Here is a 21,043-nt window from a genome sequence, read left to right as displayed (position 1 = left end):
GCCGGCTCGATAAAAAAAGCAGTCCAAGACAGGAGACCATCATGCCGACCACCCCGGTAGCGCAGCCCTTGCCTGACAGTGACGTTTGCCTCACCCCCGCACCTCCTGCAGCTTCCCCGCGCCACGCGCCGCGCTATCGCGACATCGATCAGCTCGCCGCCGGCGACGCGCTCATGCGCGACCTGGTCGAGCGTGGCAAGCGCCTGATCGATCGCGGCATTCCCGTGCTGATCCTGGGCGAGACCGGTACCGGCAAGGAATACCTCGCGCGTGCCCTGCATGACTACAGTGCGCGCCGCCGCGCCAGCTGGATCGCCATCAACTGCGCCTCCATCCCCGAGAGCCTGGCCGAAAGTGAATTGTTCGGCTACTGCAAGGGGGCCTTCTCGGGTGCGCTGCCCGGTGGCATGAAGGGAAAGGTCCAGCAGGCCGATGGCGGTACGCTCTTCCTCGATGAAATCGGTGACATGCCCTTCGCCCTGCAGACGCGCCTCTTGCGCGTACTCTCCGAACGCGAAGTGATTCCGCTGGGCGCATTGCGTCCGGTACCGGTGGATGTGCAACTGATCTGCGCCACCCACCAGGACCTCAAGACCCTGGTCGCCGAAGGCCGTTTCCGCGAAGACCTGTATTACCGCATCGCCGGTGGCGTGCTGCGCCTGCCGGCCCTGCGCGAGCGTAGCGACCGACGCGCGCTGGTGATGCAGATGATTGCCGATGAGCTTGACCAAGCGGCCGACGAGAGCGTGATCGATCCCGCCGCCTTGCAGCGCCTGCTGGCCTATCCCTGGCCCGGCAACCTGCGGCAGTTGCACGCGGTGATCCGCTACAGCTGTGCCGTCATGAATGACGGCCGCATCACCCTGCGTGACCTGCCCGAAGAACTGATGCAGTTCCAGCCCGTCAAGCTGGCACAGGTGCTGCCGCTGCACCGCCCGGCATCGCCCCCGTCCGCCGACGGCAGCAGCCCGGCCAGTGCCGCCGAGCCAGGGCGCGATGAACGCACCCGCGTCATTGAAGCCTTGAACGGCAGCCGCTGGAACATCTCCGCCGCCTCGCGGCAACTGGGCATGTGCCGGGCTTCGCTGTACCGCAAGCTGCGCCAGCTGGAGATCCCCCATGTGAGGGATCAGGCCATGCCTGCGCATGCCGCCTATGCGGTCGCCTGAAACGGTATAAATCATTTGTACCCTCGCTTGTACCCTCGCTAGTGCCCGGCAAGAGCGCATCCTGCGGCGTTCTTGCCAGCATTAAATTTATGTTAATGCTCGCGCGTTTGTCATTCACTTGAAATAAATGCCCGCTACCCTCAGCGAGTCAAAAAGGGACAAGCGAATGTGCCAGTCTCGGCACCATGATCAAGCGGGTGGGGATTGCTTAAGCCGTTATCGTTCGAGCCACAAGGGCTGCTGACCAGACTGCTCGCGGGCAGGGGCGTGTCGGCGGGGATGGTGCTGCTCGCCGTGGGCGCGTTGTCGCTGCTGTGGTATTTCACGCTGATCCGCATCGAGAACGAAAAACAGCTGGCCATCGCCGGCTCGGTTGCCGACAGCCGCAACGTGGCCGCCATCGTCTCGGCCAATCTCGATGAAGTGCTGGGCAAGACCCTGCTGTATTCGCGCATCGGGCAATCCATGCTCAATGGCGAACAATCGTCCTCGGCGTATTTCAATCCGCTCTTCAATGGCGACTCGGCCTACCTGCGCGTAGCCATGTTCGATGCGCGCGGGCGGCTGGTCTATTCCTCGGCGCGGCAGAAGAGTGAGCCTGAGCTGAGCCGTCTCATCAATGCCGGTTTCATGAGTACGCTCACCGGTACCGGCCAACAGAACCAGATGATCATCAAGCCGCCCATGAACCGCGACGGCTACAGCTGGCGGGTGCCGCTGCTCATCCCGCTGCAGGATGGCAAGGGGGCCTTGCAGGGATTTTTCGCGGCCATCCTTGACCTGGGCTATTTCCTCAAGACCTATGAAGAGGTCAGCGTCGATGGCGCCAGCCGCATCGAGATCATCAACACCGCAGGCTTGCAACTGGCCGAGCTGTCCGGCGGCATCCTCTCGGGCGGCTCCAATTACGCCGGGCAGGAGTACGCCACCTTCCTGCTCACTGGCAAGGGCGATGGGCTCATCCATGCACTGCGTCCCGGCGACGCGGCCCAGCACGTGGGCGTGCAGCGCCGGCTGGCGCATTACCCGCTGGCGGTGGTGGTCAGCCGCGACCAGCAGGTGCTGCTGGGCAAGCTGTGGCCGGCGCACCGGCAGTATTACCTGCAGGCCATCCTGATCTCGCTCCTGGTAGTGGTGCTCTCCGGCGGACTGATCACCATGGCGCACCGGCGCCGCTTCCTCTACGAGAAGCTGCTCTTTTCGGAGCGCGAGAAGAGCGGCCTGATCCAGCAGCTGGAACAGGAAAAAAGCCGCGCCTACCAGTTGGCCTCGCACGACTACCTGACCGGCATCCCCAACCGCATGCTGTTCCACGAACTGGCGGCCACCGAACTCTCACGGGCGCGACGCAGCCGCAACCTGTATGCGCTGTTCTTCCTCGACCTCGACAAATTCAAGCTCATCAACGATACCCAGGGCCACGCCGTGGGCGATGCGCTGCTGCAGGAAGTGGCGCGCCGCCTGCGCGCGGCCGTGCGTGAATACGACCTGGTGGCGCGCCTGGGCGGCGATGAATTCGTGGTGCTGGTGTCCGAGATCCGCAGCGAGGAGGTCGTCGCCGAGATCGCCGACAAGCTGGTCGAAACCCTGCGCGCACCGTACCCCGACCTGCTGGGCTGCGAGGTGCAGACCGCGCCCAGCATCGGCATCGCCCTCTATCCGCGCGATGGCCAGAACATCACCACGCTGATGACCAATGCCGACTCGGCCATGTACACCGCCAAGAGCGCCGGCAGCGGCCTCTATCGCTTCTACGATGCCTCGCTCAATGCGATTGCGGTGCGCGGGCTGGAGTTGCTGGGACGCTTCCGCCAGGCGCTCAAGGAAAACGAATTCTGCCTGCACTACCAGCCCAAGGTGGCCCTGCAGGATTATCGCGTGGTCGGCGTCGAAGCCCTGATCCGCTGGCAGCATCCCGAGCACGGCCTGATCTATCCGGGCGAATTCATCGGCCTGGCCGAGACCCATGACCTGGTCCAGCCGCTGGGCCACTGGATCATCGAGGCGGTGTGCCGCCAGCTGGCGCAATGGCGTGACGATGGCCTGCCGCTGGTGCCGGTGGCCATCAATGTCTCGGCCAAGCAGTTGAATGACCAGCGCCTCATCGCCACCGTACGCGAATCGCTGCAGCGCCATCAGCTGAGCGCGCAATGGCTGGAGATCGAGGTCACCGAAAGCTGCTTCATCACCGACCTGGAGCAGGCGCGCCAGACCCTGGAGAAGCTGCGCGACGAAGGCTTGCGCATCTACCTGGACGACTACGGCACCGGCTATTCGAGCCTCAGTCACATCAAGGCGCTACCGGTGTATGCGCTCAAGATCGATCGCTCCTTCGTGCGCGACATCCGCAACGACAACAGCGACGGCATGATCGTCGCCTCCACCGTCACGCTGGCACGCAATCTCGGACTGAAGGTGGTGGCCGAGGGCGTGGAGACGCGCGAACAACTGATGCATCTCAAACTGATGGGCTGCGACGAGGTGCAGGGCTTCTACCTGCAGCGCCCGGTCGCCGCCGCGCAGCTGGCGCCGCTGCTGCAGAAAGGCTGGTTCGATTTCACATGAAGACCTTCTTCGCCACGTTGGCCCTGGCGGCTGTCACGGGCTGCATGATCTGCACCGCCAATCCCGCCATGGCCGCCCCCAAGGCAGCCTGCGAACGGCCGCAGCGGCTGCGCTTTTCCTTCGTGCCGCAGGGGCGCGACATTGACCAGCAGTCCGCCTTCGGCCCGCTGGTGGAGGAACTGCGCGAACGGCTGAAGATGCCGGTGGACGTGATCGTCCCCACTTCCTACGGCGGCGTCATCGAGGGGCTCATTGCCGGGGCCATCGATGTGGCCCGGCTGGGGCCGGCGTCCTACGTGACGGCGCGCAAGGGCGATCCGCAGATCACGCCCTTCGCGTCGATGGAGCAGGTGGAACCCAATTTTGCGGCGCAGGGGGGCGTGTCGTCGGTGTATTACGCGCTGCTGATCACGCGCCAGCAGGGACCGTATGACAGCGTGGCCTCGCTCAAGGGACGGGTGCTGGCCCTGGCCGATCCGGACAGCACCTCGGGCGCGCTGATCCCGCGCCATCTCTTTGCGCGCCAGTACAAGCTGCAGTTCGACCAGTATTTCTCGCGCATCGGCTATTCAGGCAATCATGAGAAATCCGTCATGGCCGTGCTGAACCACAATGCCGATGCGGCTTTCGTGGCCAGTACCAATCTCTCGCGCATGATCAGCGACGGCCAGCTCAAGAAGAGCGATGTGCGGGTACTATGGCGTTCCGGGGCGATTCCCTTCGACCCCTTCGTCTATCGGGGCCAGCTGTGCACCGATATCCGCAACAAGATCCGCGAGGTCTTCCTGGACAAGAACGCGCTGCGTGTGAAACTGTCCCTGGACAACCTGCGCGCCACCCACTTCGTGCCGGTGCGTGACGCGGATTACCAGATCATCCGTGCATTGCCGTAAGGGCGCACTGCACGGCGCTTTGCAGGAGAGAAGCTGTGCCCAAGGTGTTCGTCTATGGTTCGCTCAAGCGCGGGCAATCCAATGCCTTCATGATGGAAGGCGCGCAATTCGTGGCACCGGCCCGCAGCGTGCAGTGCTGGCGGCTGGTGGCCCTGCCGCATTATCCGGCGCTGGTGCGGGAGGAGGGCCCTTGCCGCATCACGGGTGAAGTGTGGGAAGTGCCCGAGACCATGATGGCCGAACTGGACCGTTTCGAGGAAGTGCCGGTGCTCTATACGCGGCAGGAGATCGAGGTGGAGCTTGATGGGCAGGAAGGTCGGACGGCGGATCGCTTGCTGATGGCCCATGCGTATTTCATGCCGGCCGTGCTGGCGGCCGCCGGGCGCGAGTTGCCCGAGGGCCGCTGGCCGGCATGAAGCGTCACCGCATTCACTCGGCCAGCAGGGTTTCGATATCGGAAATCATTTCCTCGGGACGCGTCTGCGGTGCATAGCGCTTGAAGACGGTGCCGTCACGGCGGACCAGGAACTTGGTGAAATTCCATTTGATGGCCTTGCTGCCCAAGAGGCCCGGCGCCTCCTTCTTCAGGTACTGGTAAAGCGGATCAGCCTGTTCGCCATTGACATCGATCTTGGCAAAGAGCGGAAAGCTCACCCCGTAATTCTTTTCACAGAAGGCCCCGATCTCCTCGGCATTGCCTGGTTCCTGCGCCCCGAACTGGTTGCAGGGGAAGCCCATCACTTCCAGCCCGCGCGCGTGGAACTGGCGATGGATGGCTTCCAGGCCGTTGTATTGCGGGGTGAAGCCGCACTTGCTGGCGGTATTGACGATGAGCAGCACCTTGCCGCGCAGCTGTTCGAGCGGGAAGGGCGTCTGGTCGGCCAGCCTGGGCTGGAAATCGTAGAGAGTGGTCATGGATCATTCCTTGGCGCATGCAGCGATGTGGCCGCCATTCTAAACCGCAGCGGGCGGGCTTGCTTGGGGCTCGCGCTGCGGCCATCAGCCGGTCATGCCCTGTGCGCGTGCCGTGGCCACGCTGATGCGTCCCTGCTGGACCAGGCCGGCGAGGCTCCCCTGCAGCGTCTGCATGCCCTGCGCGGCACCGGCCTGCATGGCCGAGAGCAGCTGCGCGCTGCGTCCTTCGCGGATCAGGTTGCGCACAGCCGGCGTGGCCACCAGCACCTCATGGGCGGCCACGCGTGCGGCGCCGTCGGCGGCCGGCAGCAGGACCTGGGCGATCACGCCCTGCAGGGCCTCGGCCAGCAGGGCGCGTGCGGTGTCCTTCTCGCCTTCGGCGAAGGCGTCGATGATGCGGTCCACTGCCCGTGCGGCCGAGGCTGCATGCAGCGTGGCCAGCACGAGGTGGCCGGTCTCGGCGGCCGTCAGTGCCAGGCGGATGGTTTCCGTATCACGCAGTTCGCCCACCAGCAGGACATCGGGATCTTCGCGCAGTGCCGCCCGCAGGGCCTGCGCGAAGCCGGCCACGTGGGTGCCGATCTCGCGCTGGCTGACCAGGGCGCGACAGGGCGCGTGCAGGTATTCGATCGGATCTTCAAGCGTGAGGATGTGGACCGGGCGCGTCTCATTGATGAGCCGCACCATCGCCGCCAGGGTGCTGCTCTTGCCCGAGCCGGTCGGCCCGCTCATCAGCACCAGGCCGTGCGCTCGCATGGCCAGTTCGGCGCAGGCACCGGGTGCACCCAGCTCAGGCAGCGCCGGCGGCTCCTGGCGCAAAGGGCGGATGGCGGCGGCCGGGCCGCGTTGCTGGTGGAAGGCGTGGATGCGGAAGCGGCCCAGTCCCGGCAGCGCCAGCGCGAAGTCGCAGTCGGCGCCGGCGCGGTAGCGCGGCTGCAGGGGAGATGGCATCACCGCCAGCAGGGACTGCTGCAGGCGCGGGCCGTCCAGCGGCTGCAGGTTGACGCGGCGTATCGCCCCGTGGACCCGCAACAGGGGCGCAAGCCCCGCACAAAGATGCAGATCGGAAGCCTGATTCCTGACGGCAAATGCCAGTAGGGTGGCAATGTCCATTTATAATCCCGGCAAGGTTGGACCAACAATATCGTTATCTCCCTGCAGGCTGCCCCTTCCGGCTCCCGGATTATGTCGTCAATCGCTCAACACTTGCAACACGTGCAACAACAGATCGCCCAAGCCGCCGGCCAGGCCGGGCGGGCGCCGTCCTCGGTGCAGTTGCTGGCCGTTTCCAAGACTTTCGGGCCGGAGGCGGTAGCCGAAGCGGTGGCCGCCGGCCAGCGCGCCTTCGGCGAAAATTATTTGCAGGAAGCGCTCGACAAGATCGCCGCGCTCCCCGCCCTGGTGCCGGATACGCCGCTGCAATGGCATTTCATCGGCCCCATCCAGAGCAACAAGACCCGGCCCATCGCCGAGCACTTCGATTGGGTGCATTCGGTGGACCGTCTCAAGATCGCCCAGCGCCTGTCGGAACAGCGGCCCGAGGAACTGGGACCGCTCAACATCTGTCTGCAAGTCAACATCAGCGCCGAAGCCAGCAAGAGCGGCCTGGGCCCGGAGGAATTGCCCGAGGTCGCGGCGCAGGTGGCGCAACTGCCCCGGCTGCGCTTGCGTGGCCTGATGGCGATCCCGGCGCCCAGCGACGAGATGAAGCAACAGCGCGCCGCCTTTGCGGCGGTTCGCGGCCTGTATGAACAATTGCGCGCCGGTGGACTGGCCATGGACACTCTGTCCATGGGCATGTCGGCCGACCTCGAGGCGGCGGTGGCCGAAGGGGCCACCATCGTGCGGGTCGGCAGCGCCATCTTCGGGGCGCGGCATTACGCGTGACGGTGGCGCGACGGGGCCGGGAATGGCCCCTATGAAGTTTTGAACCCAACGGCAACAGCCTCAAACAAAGACACAAGGAGCGGAAGTGAAGATAGCGTTCATCGGCGGCGGCAACATGGCAGCGGCATTGATCGGCGGCCTGGCCGGCAAGGTCGCCGCAGCAGAAGACATCCACGTGGTCGATCTCAATGCCGACGCGCTGCAGGCGCTCAAGGACAAGTTTGGCGTGGCCACCGCGCAATCCATCGATGGCGCCATCGCCAACGTGGATGTGGTGGTGCTGGCGGTCAAGCCGCAGCAGATGCGCGAGGTGGTGGCCAGCTTGAAGCCCTTCATCGGGGCCCAGCTGATCGTCTCGATTGCCGCCGGCATCCGCATGGTGGACCTGTCGCGCTGGCTCGACGGCCACCAGGCCATCGTACGTGCCATGCCCAACACCCCGGCCTTGATCGGCAAGGGGATCTCCGGCGTGGTGCCGCATGCGCAGGTCTCGACCCTGCAGCGCGCGCAGGCCGATTCCATCCTCAAGGCCGTGGGCGAGACCCTGTGGCTGGACAGCGAAGAAAAGCTGGATGCCGTCACTGCCGTCTCGGGCAGCGGTCCGGCCTACGTGTTCTATTTCCTCGAAGCGATGGAGCAGGCGGCGGCCCAGCTGGGCCTGTCGCCGGAAGACGGCCTGCAACTGGCCAAGGCGACCTTCGCCGGTGCTACCGAACTGGCGCGCCGCTCCGAAGAATCCGTGGCCGCGCTGCGTGAACGCGTCACCTCCAAGGGTGGCACCACCTATGCCGCGCTGACCAGCCTGGAGCAATCGGGCGTCAAGGGCGCCATCGTGCAGGCCCTGCAAGCCGCCGCCCATCGCAGCAAGGAGCTGGGCGACGAGTTCGGCAAGGCCTGATGGGACAGGCTTACCGCTTCCTCGGCCTGCTGGCGGCCGTGCCGCTGGCCAGCGTGCTGATGCTCTCCGGCTGCGCCTCTACGGCTGACAGCGACGGTTATTACACGGTCAAGCGCGGCGACACGCTCTACAGCATCGGTCGCGACTTCGACCAGAGTCCGGCCAACCTGCGCACCTGGAACCGCCTGCGCAATCCCGATGACCTTGAAGTCGGCCAGCGCATCCTGGTGCGCCCGCCGGCTGGTGTGGTGGCCCGTACCGGTGCCGGGCAGACGCCGCGTGCGTCTGCCTCTTCCGGGGCCGACACCACGCCGCGCAAGAATGCCGGCAAGCCCGCCGCCAAGCCTGCACCCAAGGCGCAGGACGATGACGACGCACCGGCCCCGGCCGATGCCAAGCTGGACTGGATGTGGCCCACGCAGGGCAAGTCCGCGCCCAGCGCCGACAGCTACAAGAAGGGCATCGACATCGCCGGCACCCAGGGCCAGACGGTGGTGGCTGCTGCAGCGGGCAAGGTCACCTATGCCGGTCACGGCATCCGCGGCTACGGCAACATGGTGATCATCAAGCACACGCCGCAGCTGCTGTCGGTGTATGCGCACAATGCGACGATCACGGTCAAGGAAGGCCAGATGGTCACGCGCGGCCAGCAGATCGCCACCATGGGCAACAGCGACACCAACAAGGTCAAGCTGTATTTCGAAATCCGCCGCAACGGCAAGCCGGTCAACGTGATGGCGCTGCTGCCGGCGCGTTGAGGCTGACGGAGACGCAGGCACGTTGCCGGCATCAATCCCATCAAGAATCAGGAATCCACATGGCCAAACTGGAAGACATCGTGCGCCGGCAGAAGACCGGCGCCACCTTCGTCATCAGCGCACAGATGCTGCAGATGACCCCACGCGACTTCGATGCGTTAGCCCAGGTCTGGGACGACGAGGGCGGCCCCGGCTTCAACGTGGCCGGGGTGCCGTTTCGGGTGGTGGTGGAAGGGGAGTTCCTCATCAGCCGGGTGACGGTGGTGAGGACGACGGCTGAGGTGTGAAAGAAGCTCAGCCCTTGCGCTGCAAGCGATATACCACCGTATCCAGTGCCTGCAATCCTCGCTCCAGGAACTTGGGTTCCTTCTCCAGGATATCGCGCCGGTCGATGACCACGGCGTCGCTATGGGGCGCGTACAGGCGCAGCACTTCTTCTTCGGCCACCGAAAATGGCGGGCCATCCATCTTCTGCTGATCGTATTCCAGCGTGATCAAGAGGCTGCGAGCCTGCGCTGGCAGTCGTCCATAGATCTCTTCCACGTAGCGCGCACGCATGTCCGGGGGCAGGGCGATGAGGGCGGCGCGGTCATAGGCACCCGCACAGTTGGCCAGGGTGGCATCGTCCAGCGCGAAGATGTCGCCGCAGATCAGCTCGATCTGCCCCGCCACGTAATGGCGGCCCTGTGCGCTTTCATGCACTGCCGGGGTCAGTTGGTGTTCGCTGAAGAACTGGGTGATGGCCAGTTCCGACAACTCCACCCCCAGCACGCGATGGCCCTGTTCGGCCAGCCACAGCATGTCCAGCGACTTGCCGCACAGGGGTACCAGCACCGTGCTGCCGGCCGGCAGCGCCAGTTGCGGCCAGTATTTCTGCAGCAGCGGCGTCACGCGCGACTGGTGAAAATGCGTGCGTCCGTCGCGCCAGCGTTCGAGCCAAAATTCCGCTTTCATCCCGTTTCCTTTGAATTTACGCCAGGCAGACGCAGTGCCCGGCATGCATCAATGCATCAGCACATCAGCGCATCAGGTAATCGAGCGCGACACCGGCGAAGATCGCCGCGCCCAGCCAGTTGTTGTTGTTGAAGGCCGCGAAGCAGCGCATGCGGTCGCGTTCGCGGATCAGGGTGTAGTGATACACGGCAAAGCCGCAAGCCACCAGCATGCCCGCCGCAAACCACAGGCCCAGTCCGTATTGCAGGCCGACCACCCAGATCAGGGCCAGTGCCACCACGTAGCACAGCATGATGGCCGCGACATCGTAGCGGCCAAACGTGATGGCCGAGGTCTTGATGCCAATCTTGAGATCGTCGTCGCGGTCCACCATCGCATACTCGGTGTCATAGGCCACCGCCCAGAAGATGTTGGCCACCAGCAGCACCCAGGCCGCCAGCGGCACGCTGCCGGTCACGCTGGCAAATCCCATGGGGATGCCGAAGCCGAAGGCAATGCCCAGGTAAGCCTGGGGAATGGCGAAGAAACGCTTGAAATACGGATAGCTGCCCGCGATGATCACGGCCGCCACCGACAGTTGCAGCGTGAGCGCATTGAGCGGCAGGATCAGCAGGAAGGACACCAGCGCCAATACGCCCGCCACCATCAGCGCTTCCCACGATTTGATCTTGCCGGAGGTGAGGGGCCGCTGTTCGGTACGCTTGACGTGCCGGTCGAAGTCGCGGTCGGCATAGTCGTTGATGGCGCAGCCGGCCGAACGCATCAGTACCGTGCCCAGCACGTAGATCACCAGGATGCGCCAGTCGGGAACACCGCCCGAGGCCAGCCACAGTGCAATGAGCGTGGGCCACAGCAAGAGCAGGATGCCGATGGGTTTGTGGGCGCGCACCAGCAGCGCGTAAAGCCTGAGCCTGTCCATGGAATGTCCGCAAAATCGAAAGTCCGCATTATAATTCGCGTCGCCGTTTCCGCACTGTCGTGCTTTTCAACGTTCGCTCTGCGGATGAGCTGACAAAGCGCTGACAGGGAGGGCGGTTTAGCCACACCCCAGCAGAACTTATAAAAACGAATTCTTATTTTCCGAGACATGCCCGGGTTTCGTGCTGCACGGCCACATGCATTTCTTTTGCCCAAAGCCGGCAGTGCGGCTAATGTAACGCGGCTGTCATGGAGCGTTGTTAGCATCAAAACCCCTTTTTTCGAGAGGTCCCCTCTGATGAACATGATGAAAACGCTGATCGCGACCGGTGTCCTGGCGACGATCACTTCCTCTGCCTTCGCTGCAACCGAGATCACCTGGTGGCATTCCATGACCGGCGCCCTGGGCGAACGCGTCAATGCCCTGGCCGACGACTTCAACAAGACCCAGGGCGATTACAAGATCGTGCCGGTCTACAAGGGGACCTACGACGAATCGATGTCGGCTGCCATCGCCGCCTATCGTGCCGGCAATGCGCCCAGCATCCTGCAGGTGTTCGAAGTGGGCACTGCCACCATGATCTACGCCAAGGGCGCGGTCAAGCCGGTGTATGAAGTGATGCAGCAGGCCGGCGAGAAGTTCGACCAGAACGCCTACGTGCCTGCGGTGGCCGGTTACTACTCGACCCCGAAGGGCATGATGTCCTTCCCCTTCAACAGCTCCACCACCATCATGTTCTACAACAAGGACATGTTCGCCAAGGCTGGCCTGGATCCCGAAAAGCCGCCCGTCACCTGGCAGGAATTCGTCGGCATGGCCGCCAAGATCAAGGCCAGCGGTGCATCGTGTGCTTACACCACGACCTGGCAATCCTGGGTGCATTTGGAATCGTTTTCAACCTGGCACAACGTTGAGCTGGCGACCAAGAACAACGGTTTCGGCGGTCTCGATGCGCGCCTGAAGATGAACAGCCCCCTGCACGTGCGCCACATCGAAAACCTGTCGAACTGGGCCAAGCAGGGCTACTTCACCTATGCCGGCCGCAAGGACGAAGGCAATGCCAAGTTCAATGCAGGCGAGTGCGCCATCATCACCGGCTCGTCCTCGGCCTATGCGGATATCCGCAAGAACGCCAAGTTCAAGTTCGGCGTGGCCACCCTGCCGTATTACAACGACGTGCAGGGCGCGCCGCAGAACACCGTCATCGGCGGTGCCTCGCTGTGGGTCATGAACGGCAAGAAGGGCGACGAGTACAAGGGCGTGGCCAAGTTCTTCAGCTACCTCTCCAAGCCGGAAGTGGCCGCCAAGTGGCACCAGGACACCGGCTACCTGCCGGTGACCAAGGCCGCTTACGAGCTGACCAAGAGCTCCGGTTTCTATGAGCGCAATCCGGGCACCGACGTGGCCGTCAAGCAGATGATCGTCAAGACCACCGAGAAGTCGCGCGGCCTGCGCCTGGGCAACTACGCCCAGGTCCGTACCGTCTTCGACGAGGAACTGGAAAACGTCTGGACCGGCAAGAAGACCGCCAAGGAAGCCCTGGACTCCGCCGTCAAGCGCGGCGACGAATTGCTGGCCCGCTTCGAGAAGGCCAACAAGGGCAATCAGTAAGTCTCATCAGCAACACCTCCCGTCCCGCCTGAACGCGGTGACGGGGCAGGAACCGGCGGTGTGCTCCGTGATCGCGGAGAGCAGCGCCGGCTTCCGTTTTGGGATGTCAGGAAGCTGACATCCGCTTTTCGATTCATTCAACTTCTGCGGCCGGGCGATCCCTGGCTGGAACGATCGTGGAAAAACGCGCGCGATTCACTTCAAAGTGGTTGCCCTATCTGCTGGTGGCACCGCAGATCATCATCACTTTGCTGTTCTTTTTCTGGCCGGCCATCCAGGCTTTATATCAGTCGATGCTGCTGCAGGATGCCTTTGGCGGCTATTCCGAATTCGTCTGGTTCGACAATTTCAAGACGCTCTTTGCCGATCCGACCTATCTTGAATCCTTCCGCACCACGGCGCTCTTCTCGGCGCTGGTGGCCTTCTTCGGGCTGGCGCTCTCGCTGCTGCTGGCGGTCTTCGCCGACCGCGTACGCCGCGGCGCCTCGGTCTACAAGACCTTCCTGATCTGGCCTTATGCGGTCTCGCCGGTGGTGGTGGGGGTGCTGTGGATGTTCCTGCTGAGTCCCTCGCTGGGCATCCTCTCGCACGTGCTGGCCTGGCTGGGTTTGCCGTGGGACTACATGATCAATGGCACCCACGCGATGATCCTCATCGTCATTGCCGCCATCTGGAAACAGATCAGCTACAACTTCCTGTTCTTCCTGGCCGGCCTGCAATCGATTCCCAAGTCGCTCATCGAAGCGGCGGCCATCGACGGTGCGGGGCCGGTCAAGCGCTTCTTCACCATCGTCTTCCCGCTGATCTCGCCGACCACGTTCTTCCTCTTCGTGGTCAATGTGGTCTATGCCTTCTTCGATACCTTCGTCATCGTCGATGCCACCACCCACGGCGGTCCCGGCAAGGATACCGAGATCCTGGTCTACAAGGTCTTCACCGATGGCTTCAAGGGCGGCGACCTGGGCGGCTCGGCGGCGCAATCGGTGGTGCTCATGGCACTGGTGATCCTGCTGACCGTGGTGCAGTTCAAGTACGTTGAAAAGAAGGTGCAATACGCATGAAGCCCATCACCATGAACGCTTTCCTGATCCTCCCCGCTGCAGAGGTGGCCGCATGATCGAACGCCGTCCCGTCCTCGATTTCCTCAGCCACGTGGTGCTGGTGCTGGGGGTGCTGATCGTCTTCTTCCCGCTGTATGTGGCCTTCGTGGCCAGCACGCAGACCGCCGAACAGTCGGCCCTGTCGCCGCTGTCGCTGGTGCCGGGCGGGGAATTCATCAACAACTACAGCGCCGTGCTCTTCAAGGGGGCGGCCGGGCAGGTGACTGCACCGCCCGTGCTCAACATGCTGTGGGTGAGCCTGGTCACGGCGCTCATCATCGCCATCGGCAAGATCTCCATTTCCATGCTGTCGGCCTTCGCCATCGTGTATTTCCGCTTCCCGGGGCGGGGGCTGTTCTTCTGGATGATCTTCGTCACGCTGATGCTGCCGGTGGAAGTGCGTATCACGCCGACTTACCAGGTCGTGTCAGACCTGGGCATGCTCAACAGCTATGCGGGCTTGAGCGTCCCGCTGATCGCCTCAGCCACCGCCACCTTCCTGTTCCGCCAGTTCTTCCTGACGGTGCCCGATGAACTGGCCGAAGCCGCGCGCATCGATGGAGCCGGGCCGCTGCGCTTCCTCAAGGATGTGCTGTGGCCGCTATCGCGCACCAATGTGATTGCGCTGTTCGTGATCATGTTCATCTATGGCTGGAACCAGTACCTGTGGCCGCTCATCATCGCCACCGACACCAGCATGTATCCCATCGGCATCGGCATCAAGACGCTCATCTCCGGCGGCGATTCGGCGGTGGAGTGGAACCTGGTGATGGCCACCATGATCCTGGCCATGCTGCCGCCCGGGCTGGTGGTGGTGGTGATGCAGAAATGGTTCGTCAAGGGCCTGGTCGATTCCGAGAAATAATTTATATCATTCTGACAGTTAGAGACTGACAAACATGGCAGCAATCCATCTCAAGCAAGTCCGCAAGACCTATGGTGCCGGTGCCAAGGCGGTCGACGTGATCCATGGCATCGATGCCGACATCGCCGATGGCGAATTCATCGTCATGGTGGGCCCCTCGGGCTGCGGCAAGTCCACGCTGCTGCGCATGGTCGCAGGGCTGGAGGAGGTCAGCGGCGGACAGGTCGTCATCGGTGATCGCGTGGTCAATGACCTGGAACCCAAGGAGCGCGACATCGCCATGGTGTTCCAGAACTATGCGCTCTATCCGCACATGACGGTGTACCAGAACATGGCGTATGGCCTGAAGATCCAGGGTCTTTCCAAGACCGAGATCGACGAGCGCGTACAGCGTGCCGCCGCCATCCTGGAACTGGGCGCGCTGCTGGAACGCACGCCGCGCCAGCTCTCCGGCGGCCAGCGCCAGCGTGTGGCCATGGGCCGCGCCATCGTGCGCAAGCCTGCCGTGTTCCTCTTCGACGAACCGCTCTCCAACCTGGACGCCAAACTGCGTGTGCAGATGCGGCTGGAAATCCAGAAGCTGCATGCCAGCCTGCGCACCACCAGCCTGTATGTGACGCACGACCAGGTCGAGGCCATGACCCTGGGCCAGCGCATGATCGTGATGAATCGCGGTGTGGCCGAACAGATCGGTACCCCGGCTGAAGTCTATGCCCGCCCGGCCACCACGTTCGTGGCCAGCTTCATCGGTTCGCCGCCGATGAATTTGCTGCAGGGGAGGCTGTCGGCTGACGGTGCCAGCTTCGAGGCCGGCAAGGGCGAGGCCACCGCCACCGTGCGACTGCCGCAGCCGTTGCCCGCTGGGGCCGGCCAGGAGCGCATCCTGGGCGTGCGGCCGGAACACTTGCTGCCCATCCTCGACGGCTCGGCTGCGCAGCTGTCACTGGACGTGGAGCTGGTCGAAGCGCTGGGTGCCGAATTGCTGGTGCATGCGCGCTGCGGCGGCCAGGCGTTGGTACTGCGTTGCCCGGCCAATGTGCCGGTCAGCACCGGTCAGCGCATCGGCGCATCCTTCGGGGCGGGGGATGTGCATTGGTTTGATGTGAAGAGTACGCATCGCATCACCTGAGTGCGAACAAGTCGTACTGGCAGAAATGACACGGGCCTCGCAATTGCGAGGCCCGTTTTCTTTGCAAGCTTACGCAGGGATCAAGCCGCGTTGGCCGACTCTTCGGTGAGCATCTGCACCCCATTGAGCTTGCACGCCAGCACCGCCTGATGCACGGCATCGATGGCGGCCTGCCGCGTAAAGCTCTTGCGCCAGGCGATGACCACGCGGCGCGAGGGGGCCGGAGCCACGAAGGGTACATAGCGCACCATGCCATCGCGCGTATCGGCATCGGGAATGGAGGCGCGCGGCAGCACGGTCACGCCAATGCCGGAAGACACCATGTGGCGGATGGTCTCCAGCGATGAGCCTTCGAACGTGCGGGCAATGCCATCGCCATTGGTGGAGAAGCGCGACATCTCGGGACAGACTTCCAGCACCTGGTCGCGGAAGCAGTGGCCATTGCCCAGCAGCAGCATGGTTTCGCTCTTGAGTTCGCGCGCATCGATTTCCTTGCGCTCGGCCCACTTGTGCTGGCGCGGCAGCGCCACCATGAATTCCTCATCGTAGAGCGGCATCACGTTCAGTCCGTGCTCGGGGAAGGGCAGGGCCATGATGGCCGCATCGAGCTCTCCCTGGCGCAGCAGTTCGATCAGGCGCGTGGTGAAATTCTCCAGCAGGATCAGCGGCATCTGCGGCACGCGCTCTATCATGGTCTTGACCAGCGACGGCAGCAGGTAGGGGCCGATCGTGTAGATGATGCCCAGGCGCAAGGGGCCCGAGAGCGGATCCTTGTTCTGGTTGGCGATTTCCTTGATGGCGGCGGTCTGCTCCAGCACGCGTTCGGCCTGGGCCACGATCTGCGCGCCCAGCGGAGTGACCGAGACCTCGGTGCCGCCGCGTTCGAAGATGACCACGCCCAGCTCATCTTCCAGTTTCTTGATGGCCACCGACAGCGTGGGCTGGGCGACGAAACAAGCTTCTGCTGCATGGCCGAAATGCTTTTCCCGCGCGACGGCCACGATGTATTTGAGTTCTGTAAGTGTCATGCTGTTATGCCGGAATCGTTTTCGGGACTATAGCGTATTTTCGTCCGGCTGGTTCTGTGCGGCATCATGGCGCTTTCCCGCCCGTTGGCGCAGGATGGAGGGGCATGCGCCCTGGCCGGGCGGCCTTGAGCGGCGTTGTTATCGGCCTGTCATGTCTTGGTCACAATGGGCAGGTATGTTGTCACGCACTTTTCGGGCGAAGGGGAGTGCAGCGTTCGCCACTTTATCTTGGATACGAGGACATGATGGATAAGGAAGAACTGGTCAAGCGCGTCCACCGCGAACTGGCCGACAGCTACGACGAAGAAATGGAACTGGAGCTGGAAGACCGCACCGTCGATCCGGTCACCGGCGAATTTGCCAGCGCCCACGGCAGCGAGGAAAAGGAATACCGCCGCCTGTATTTCCGCGAACTGTTCCGCCTGCAGGGCGAACTGGTCAAGCTGCAGGACTGGGTGGTGCAGACCGGCCACAAGGTGGTGATCGTCTTCGAGGGGCGCGACGCGGCCGGCAAGGGCGGCGTCATCAAGCGCATCACCCAGCGCCTGAACCCGCGCGTGGCCCGCGTGGCGGCGCTGCCGGCACCCAACGATCGCGAACGCACGCAATGGTATTTCCAGCGCTACGTGTCGCACCTGCCGGCGGCCGGCGAGATCGTGCTGTTTGACCGCAGCTGGTACAACCGCGCGGGCGTGGAGCGCGTGATGGGTTTCTGTACCGATGAGCAATACGAGGAATTCTTCCGCTCGGTGCCAGAGTTCGAACGCATGCTCACCCGTGCCGGCATCCAGGTCATCAAATACTGGTTCTCGATCACCGATGAAGAGCAGCACCTGCGCTTCCTCTCGCGCATCCATGATCCGCTCAAGCAGTGGAAGCTCAGCCCCATGGACCTGGAATCGCGCCGCCGCTGGGAGGAATACACCAAGGCCAAGGAAGTCATGCTGGAGCGCACCCATATTCCGGAAGCGCCGTGGTGGGTGGTGCAGGCAGTGGACAAGAAGAAGGCCCGCCTCAACTGCATCCATCACCTGCTGCAGCAGATGCCGTATGCCGAAGTGCCGCATCCGCCGGTGCTGTTGCCCGAGCGCGAACGCCATGAGGACTACGAACGCCATCCGGTGCCCGATTCGATGATCGTGCCGGAATACTACTGATTGGCCCGGCGGGGCGCCTCAACGAAAATGGCCGGAGACTGGGCTCCGGCCATTTGCATTTTTGTCTGGCGGGCAGGCGGCATATGCTGCCTGCACGCCGGATGGGCTGTCAGTCTTCAGTCGAAGTACTTGGAAATGACTTCGCCGAAAGCCTGTTCAGCCGACATGCCATTGAGCATCAGCTTGCTGATCTCATCGGAATGCTGGTTGATTTCATCGGGCAGCATGTGGCGATTGGCCTTGAAGTAGGCGTACTTCTCGCCATCGACCGCTTCACGTGCGCGCGCTGCGGCGGTGGTCGGGCGGGCGGTGCCGGCGGCGCTGCGCGCCGAGGAGGCACGTGCCGAACGGGGCGTGCTGCGGGTGCCGCTGCCGCCGGTGGCGACGATGCGCTTGATCTGGTCGAGGGTGAAGATGGGGGTCACGTTGCCGGGACCGAACTCGGTTTCCTCGGCACGGTGCAGGTGGTGGTTGCCATCGAAGGCCATCTTCTTGTCGAAGCTGTTGATGACTTCATAGTGCGGCTTTTGCACCGAACCGAACATGCTGAAATGGACGCGGTCGCCGTAGGAGGTCATCTGGGTAATCACGCCGTTGAGGAATTCGGCCTTGATCGCCTCGACATTGCCATGCCAGCGTTTGGTTTTGCTTGAACTCAAAATAACTCTTCCAATGATGCAGGCGCGGCCTGGTGTCGATGCTCTTGCCATCGATGCGGCTGTCGCCGCCAAGGTCGCGCGAATTAAAAACGGGGGGATAGAAGCAATATTATCCTCCTCCGCGCGTCTTCTTGCATGCCTGTGGCGGACTTTTTCTTCATCTGGCTGTTTCTGCTCCCTGCCGATGAGCCATTTTGGGCAGGATTTACGAGGTTTTTCGCAGAAATTGCTTGAAAAGCATGTCTCAAGCCTTCATATGTTTGCTTTCCGGCAAGCCTCGGCCGGCCTCCGCAGTCCCGGGCGATGCGTCCTCTTTCAAAGGTTTTCCATGCGCCGTAGTCTCTTCTCGCTGTTGACCGTCCTCGGCCTGCTGGCCGCCCTGCATGCCTGGATAGGCTGGCAATTGCTGCCGGCGCTGACCACCCACGCGGGCTGGATCACGCTGGGTGCAGCGGTGTTGCTGCTGTCCTTCCTGCTGATGCCGGTAGCGTTGGCCGTGCCCTACCTCAAGCGGCGCGGCCTGTCGGAAACCGCTGCTGACCGCGTGGCCTGGGCCGGCATGCTGGCCATGGGAGCATTTTCCTCGGCGCTGCTGCTGACGCTGTTGCGCGCGCTGGCGCTGGTTGCGCTGCCCTGGCTGCACCTGCCGGCCATCCAGCAGCACGAGATGGTGGAACTGAGCGCCTGGCTGGTGCTGGCCTTGACCGCAGCGGCCACCGTCATCGGCTATCTCAATGCCCGCCGCACCGCTGCGGTGGTGGAGGTCAGCGTACCCATCGCCAACCTGCCCGAGGCGCTGGAGGGATTCACCATCGTCCAGATCAGCGACATTCACGTCGGCCCCACCATCAAGGCGCCCTATCTGCAGGCCATCGTCGACAAGGTCAACGCCCTGCAGCCCGACGTGGTGGCCATCACCGGCGACCTGGTCGACGGCAGCGTGCGCCAGCTGGCCCCGCACACCGCACCGCTGGCGCAACTGCGGGCGCGGCACGGTGCCTACTTCGTCACCGGCAATCACGAGTACTACTCCAATGCTCACGAATGGATCGATGAAGTCCGCCGCCTGGGCGTGACCGTGCTGATGAATGAACATGTGGTCCTGCGCCATGAAGGGGCAGGGCTGGTGCTGGCGGGGGTGACGGACTACACCGCGCATCATTTCGACGAAGGCCATCGCAGCGATCCGCACGCCGCCATTGCCGATGCGCCCGGCGGCCATCCGCGCGTGCTGCTGGCCCACCAGCCGCGCAGCGCCACGGCCGCCGTCGAGGCCGGTTTCGACCTGCAACTGTCGGGGCATACGCATGGGGGGCAGTTCTTCCCGTGGAATTTCTTCGTGCCGCTGCAACAGCCCTATGTCGCCGGCCTCAAGCGCCTGCAGGGACTGTGGATCTACGTCAGCCGCGGCACCGGCTACTGGGGACCGCCCAAGCGGCTGCTGGCGCCTTCCGAAATCACGCGCGTGCGCCTGACCACGGGCTCAACGCAGTCATGATTCTTCCAGCCGGGCCAGCCGGCGCATGGCTTGCGGCGGTTGGCCGAACAGCCGCAGGCAGGCGCGGCGCATGCGCTCGGCATCGCCAAAGCCGGTGGCACGGGCGATGCTCTCCAGGCTGTCCTGGGATTGTTCGATGCGCAGCCGCGCCGCTTCCGCGCGCATTTGTTCGATGGCGCGCGCCGGGGTCTGGCCGGTCTCGGCCACAAAGCTGCGATCGAATTGGCGGCGACTGAGGCAGGCCACGTCGGCCAAGGTGTCGACGGTGACTTCCTGATGCAGATGCGTGCGCGCAAAACTGAGTGCGCGGCGGATGCGCTCGGAGCCCCCATCCATCTCCTGCAGGGCCGAGAATTGCGATTGCCCGCCGGGACGGCGGTGATACACCACCAGTTCGCGCGCCACCGATTTGGCCAGTTCGGCGCCGTGATCTTCCTCGATCAGGGCCAGCGCCAGGTCGATCCCGGCGGAAATCCCGGCCGAGGTCCACACCTTGCCATCGCAGCAATAGATGCGGTCGCTGTCCACCTTTACCTGCGGATGCATCTGCTGCAGCTTGGCCGCCATGCGCCAATGCGTGGTGGCGCGCTTGCCATCGAGCAGGCCCGCCGCCGCCAGCACGAAGGCCCCGGTGCACACGCCCGCGATGCGGCGCGAACGGCTGGCTGCGCGCAGCACGTAGCGGCGCAGCGCCTCGGACACCAGCCCCTCGCGCGGTGCACCGCCACCGGCGACCACCACGGTATCGAAGGTGGCGCGGCCGATGCGCTCAGTCTGGATCATCGCCCCGGCCGAACTGCGGATCAGGCCGCCCGGCTCGGAATGCAGCGTGATCCGGTAGAGCGTGCGCGCACTCACGCGGTTGGCGGCATCGAATGCTGACAGCGGACCGGTGAAGTCGAGCATGCTGCAATCGGCAAAAATGAGGAAGGCGATGTCGCGCGCGGGCATGGTGCAGAAAACGTCAAATGGCTGGCAATGCCGGAATTATGACATCCAAGCCATGAGGCTGCACGCCACACTGAAAGGCCTGATTCC

21 protein-coding genes are annotated in these 21,043 nt (G+C 63.7%); 14 read left to right on the top strand and 7 right to left on the bottom strand.

Annotation, left to right across the window (positions count from 1 at the left end; genetic code table 11):
* Positions 1–41: 41 nt before the first annotated feature.
* The 4 genes from CEJ45_RS13925 (at position 42) to CEJ45_RS13910 (ending at position 5,043) form a co-directional block, all read left to right on the top strand.
* Positions 42–1,169, top strand: a complete 1,128-nt coding sequence (locus tag CEJ45_RS13925; protein ID WP_088755689.1) for a sigma-54-dependent Fis family transcriptional regulator — start codon at positions 42–44, stop codon at positions 1,167–1,169.
* A 279-nt stretch (positions 1,170–1,448) separates the two neighbouring features.
* The gene (locus tag CEJ45_RS13920; protein WP_088755688.1) at positions 1,449–3,734 is read left to right on the top strand and encodes a bifunctional diguanylate cyclase/phosphodiesterase; all 2,286 of its coding nucleotides are present in this window, start codon (positions 1,449–1,451) and stop codon (positions 3,732–3,734) included.
* Positions 3,731–4,627, top strand: coding sequence for a phosphate/phosphite/phosphonate ABC transporter substrate-binding protein (locus CEJ45_RS13915; protein WP_088755687.1), 897 nt, complete (start codon positions 3,731–3,733; stop codon positions 4,625–4,627). Before CEJ45_RS13920 ends, CEJ45_RS13915 begins: the two co-directional genes overlap by 4 nt.
* 35 nt (positions 4,628–4,662) lie before the next feature.
* A complete protein-coding gene (locus tag CEJ45_RS13910; RefSeq protein WP_088755686.1) occupies positions 4,663–5,043 on the top strand; it encodes a gamma-glutamylcyclotransferase family protein in 381 nt (126 codons plus the stop codon).
* 13 nt (positions 5,044–5,056) lie between these two features.
* Here the strand turns inward: CEJ45_RS13910 and CEJ45_RS13905 are convergent, their stop codons facing one another.
* Both CEJ45_RS13905 and CEJ45_RS13900 read right to left on the bottom strand, forming a co-directional pair.
* Positions 5,057–5,542 carry a glutathione peroxidase gene (locus tag CEJ45_RS13905; protein WP_088755685.1) on the bottom strand — a complete coding sequence of 162 codons (486 nt, stop codon included), beginning with the start codon at positions 5,540–5,542 and terminating at the stop codon, positions 5,057–5,059.
* Between the two features lie 84 nt (positions 5,543–5,626).
* Positions 5,627–6,655, bottom strand: a complete 1,029-nt coding sequence (locus tag CEJ45_RS13900) for a type IV pilus twitching motility protein PilT (protein WP_088755684.1) — start codon at positions 6,653–6,655, stop codon at positions 5,627–5,629.
* 72 nt (positions 6,656–6,727) lie between these two features.
* On the opposite strand from CEJ45_RS13900, the gene CEJ45_RS13895 reads away from it, so the two are divergent.
* From CEJ45_RS13895 to CEJ45_RS13880, 4 genes are all read left to right on the top strand, one after another.
* Complete coding sequence (locus tag CEJ45_RS13895; RefSeq protein WP_088755683.1) at positions 6,728–7,429, top strand: YggS family pyridoxal phosphate-dependent enzyme; 702 nt, start codon at positions 6,728–6,730, stop codon at positions 7,427–7,429.
* Positions 7,430–7,514: 85 nt separating this feature from the next.
* A complete protein-coding gene (proC, locus tag CEJ45_RS13890; RefSeq protein ID WP_088755682.1) occupies positions 7,515–8,327 on the top strand; it encodes a pyrroline-5-carboxylate reductase in 813 nt (270 codons plus the stop codon).
* Positions 8,327–9,085 (top strand): peptidoglycan DD-metalloendopeptidase family protein, encoded by a 759-nt coding sequence (locus CEJ45_RS13885; RefSeq protein ID WP_088755681.1) that lies wholly within the window; start codon positions 8,327–8,329, stop codon positions 9,083–9,085. Before proC ends, CEJ45_RS13885 begins: the two co-directional genes overlap by 1 nt.
* Before the next feature lie 59 nt (positions 9,086–9,144).
* Complete coding sequence (locus tag CEJ45_RS13880; RefSeq protein ID WP_088755680.1) at positions 9,145–9,372, top strand: hypothetical protein; 228 nt, start codon at positions 9,145–9,147, stop codon at positions 9,370–9,372.
* A gap of 7 nt (positions 9,373–9,379) precedes the next feature.
* Here CEJ45_RS13880 and CEJ45_RS13875 read toward each other — a convergent pair whose 3' ends face one another.
* Entirely contained in the window at positions 9,380–10,039 is a 660-nt protein-coding gene (locus CEJ45_RS13875; RefSeq protein ID WP_088755679.1) for a thiopurine S-methyltransferase, read from the bottom strand.
* 64 nt (positions 10,040–10,103) lie between these two features.
* Complete coding sequence (gene ubiA, locus CEJ45_RS13870) at positions 10,104–10,958, bottom strand: 4-hydroxybenzoate octaprenyltransferase (protein WP_088755678.1); 855 nt, start codon at positions 10,956–10,958, stop codon at positions 10,104–10,106.
* Positions 10,959–11,255: 297 nt separating this feature from the next.
* Between ubiA and ugpB the strand changes: the two genes are divergently transcribed.
* The 4 genes from ugpB to CEJ45_RS13850 all read left to right on the top strand — a co-directional run bounded on the left by ugpB (position 11,256) and on the right by CEJ45_RS13850 (position 15,663).
* Positions 11,256–12,569 (top strand): sn-glycerol-3-phosphate ABC transporter substrate-binding protein UgpB, encoded by a 1,314-nt coding sequence (gene ugpB, locus CEJ45_RS13865; RefSeq protein ID WP_088755677.1) that lies wholly within the window; start codon positions 11,256–11,258, stop codon positions 12,567–12,569.
* Positions 12,570–12,745: 176 nt separating this feature from the next.
* On the top strand, positions 12,746–13,630 hold the full coding sequence (ugpA, locus tag CEJ45_RS13860) for a sn-glycerol-3-phosphate ABC transporter permease UgpA (RefSeq protein ID WP_088755676.1): 885 nt from the start codon (positions 12,746–12,748) through the stop codon (positions 13,628–13,630).
* Between the two features lie 52 nt (positions 13,631–13,682).
* Positions 13,683–14,534, top strand: a complete 852-nt coding sequence (gene ugpE, locus CEJ45_RS13855) for a sn-glycerol-3-phosphate ABC transporter permease UgpE (RefSeq protein WP_088755675.1) — start codon at positions 13,683–13,685, stop codon at positions 14,532–14,534.
* Between the two features lie 34 nt (positions 14,535–14,568).
* Complete coding sequence (locus CEJ45_RS13850; RefSeq protein WP_088755674.1) at positions 14,569–15,663, top strand: sn-glycerol-3-phosphate import ATP-binding protein UgpC; 1,095 nt, start codon at positions 14,569–14,571, stop codon at positions 15,661–15,663.
* A gap of 80 nt (positions 15,664–15,743) precedes the next feature.
* On the opposite strand, the gene CEJ45_RS13845 is transcribed toward CEJ45_RS13850, so the two are convergent.
* The gene (locus tag CEJ45_RS13845) at positions 15,744–16,691 is read right to left on the bottom strand and encodes a LysR substrate-binding domain-containing protein (protein ID WP_088755673.1); all 948 of its coding nucleotides are present in this window, start codon (positions 16,689–16,691) and stop codon (positions 15,744–15,746) included.
* A gap of 245 nt (positions 16,692–16,936) precedes the next feature.
* Here CEJ45_RS13845 and ppk2 point away from each other — a divergent pair, with 245 nt between their 5' ends.
* Positions 16,937–17,848: a polyphosphate kinase 2 gene (gene ppk2, locus CEJ45_RS13840; protein WP_088755750.1), complete on the top strand. Its 912-nt coding sequence runs from the start codon at positions 16,937–16,939 to the stop codon at positions 17,846–17,848.
* 116 nt (positions 17,849–17,964) lie between these two features.
* On the opposite strand, the gene CEJ45_RS13835 is transcribed toward ppk2, so the two are convergent.
* Positions 17,965–18,507, bottom strand: a complete 543-nt coding sequence (locus tag CEJ45_RS13835) for a hypothetical protein (RefSeq protein WP_145604539.1) — start codon at positions 18,505–18,507, stop codon at positions 17,965–17,967.
* Positions 18,508–18,835: 328 nt separating this feature from the next.
* Here CEJ45_RS13835 and CEJ45_RS13830 point away from each other — a divergent pair, with 328 nt between their 5' ends.
* Positions 18,836–20,005: a metallophosphoesterase gene (locus CEJ45_RS13830; protein WP_088755671.1), complete on the top strand. Its 1,170-nt coding sequence runs from the start codon at positions 18,836–18,838 to the stop codon at positions 20,003–20,005.
* Here CEJ45_RS13830 and CEJ45_RS13825 read toward each other — a convergent pair.
* Positions 20,000–20,956: a GlxA family transcriptional regulator gene (locus tag CEJ45_RS13825; protein ID WP_088755670.1), complete on the bottom strand. Its 957-nt coding sequence runs from the start codon at positions 20,954–20,956 to the stop codon at positions 20,000–20,002. The two genes, CEJ45_RS13830 and CEJ45_RS13825, sit on opposite strands and share 6 nt — an antisense overlap.
* Positions 20,957–21,043 lie beyond the last annotated feature (87 nt).

This window comes from Herbaspirillum aquaticum (genome assembly GCF_002213425.1).
GTDB classification, from domain to species: Bacteria; Pseudomonadota; Gammaproteobacteria; order Burkholderiales; family Burkholderiaceae_D; genus Herbaspirillum; species Herbaspirillum aquaticum.
This window is presented reverse-complemented; position numbering and strand designations above follow the sequence as displayed.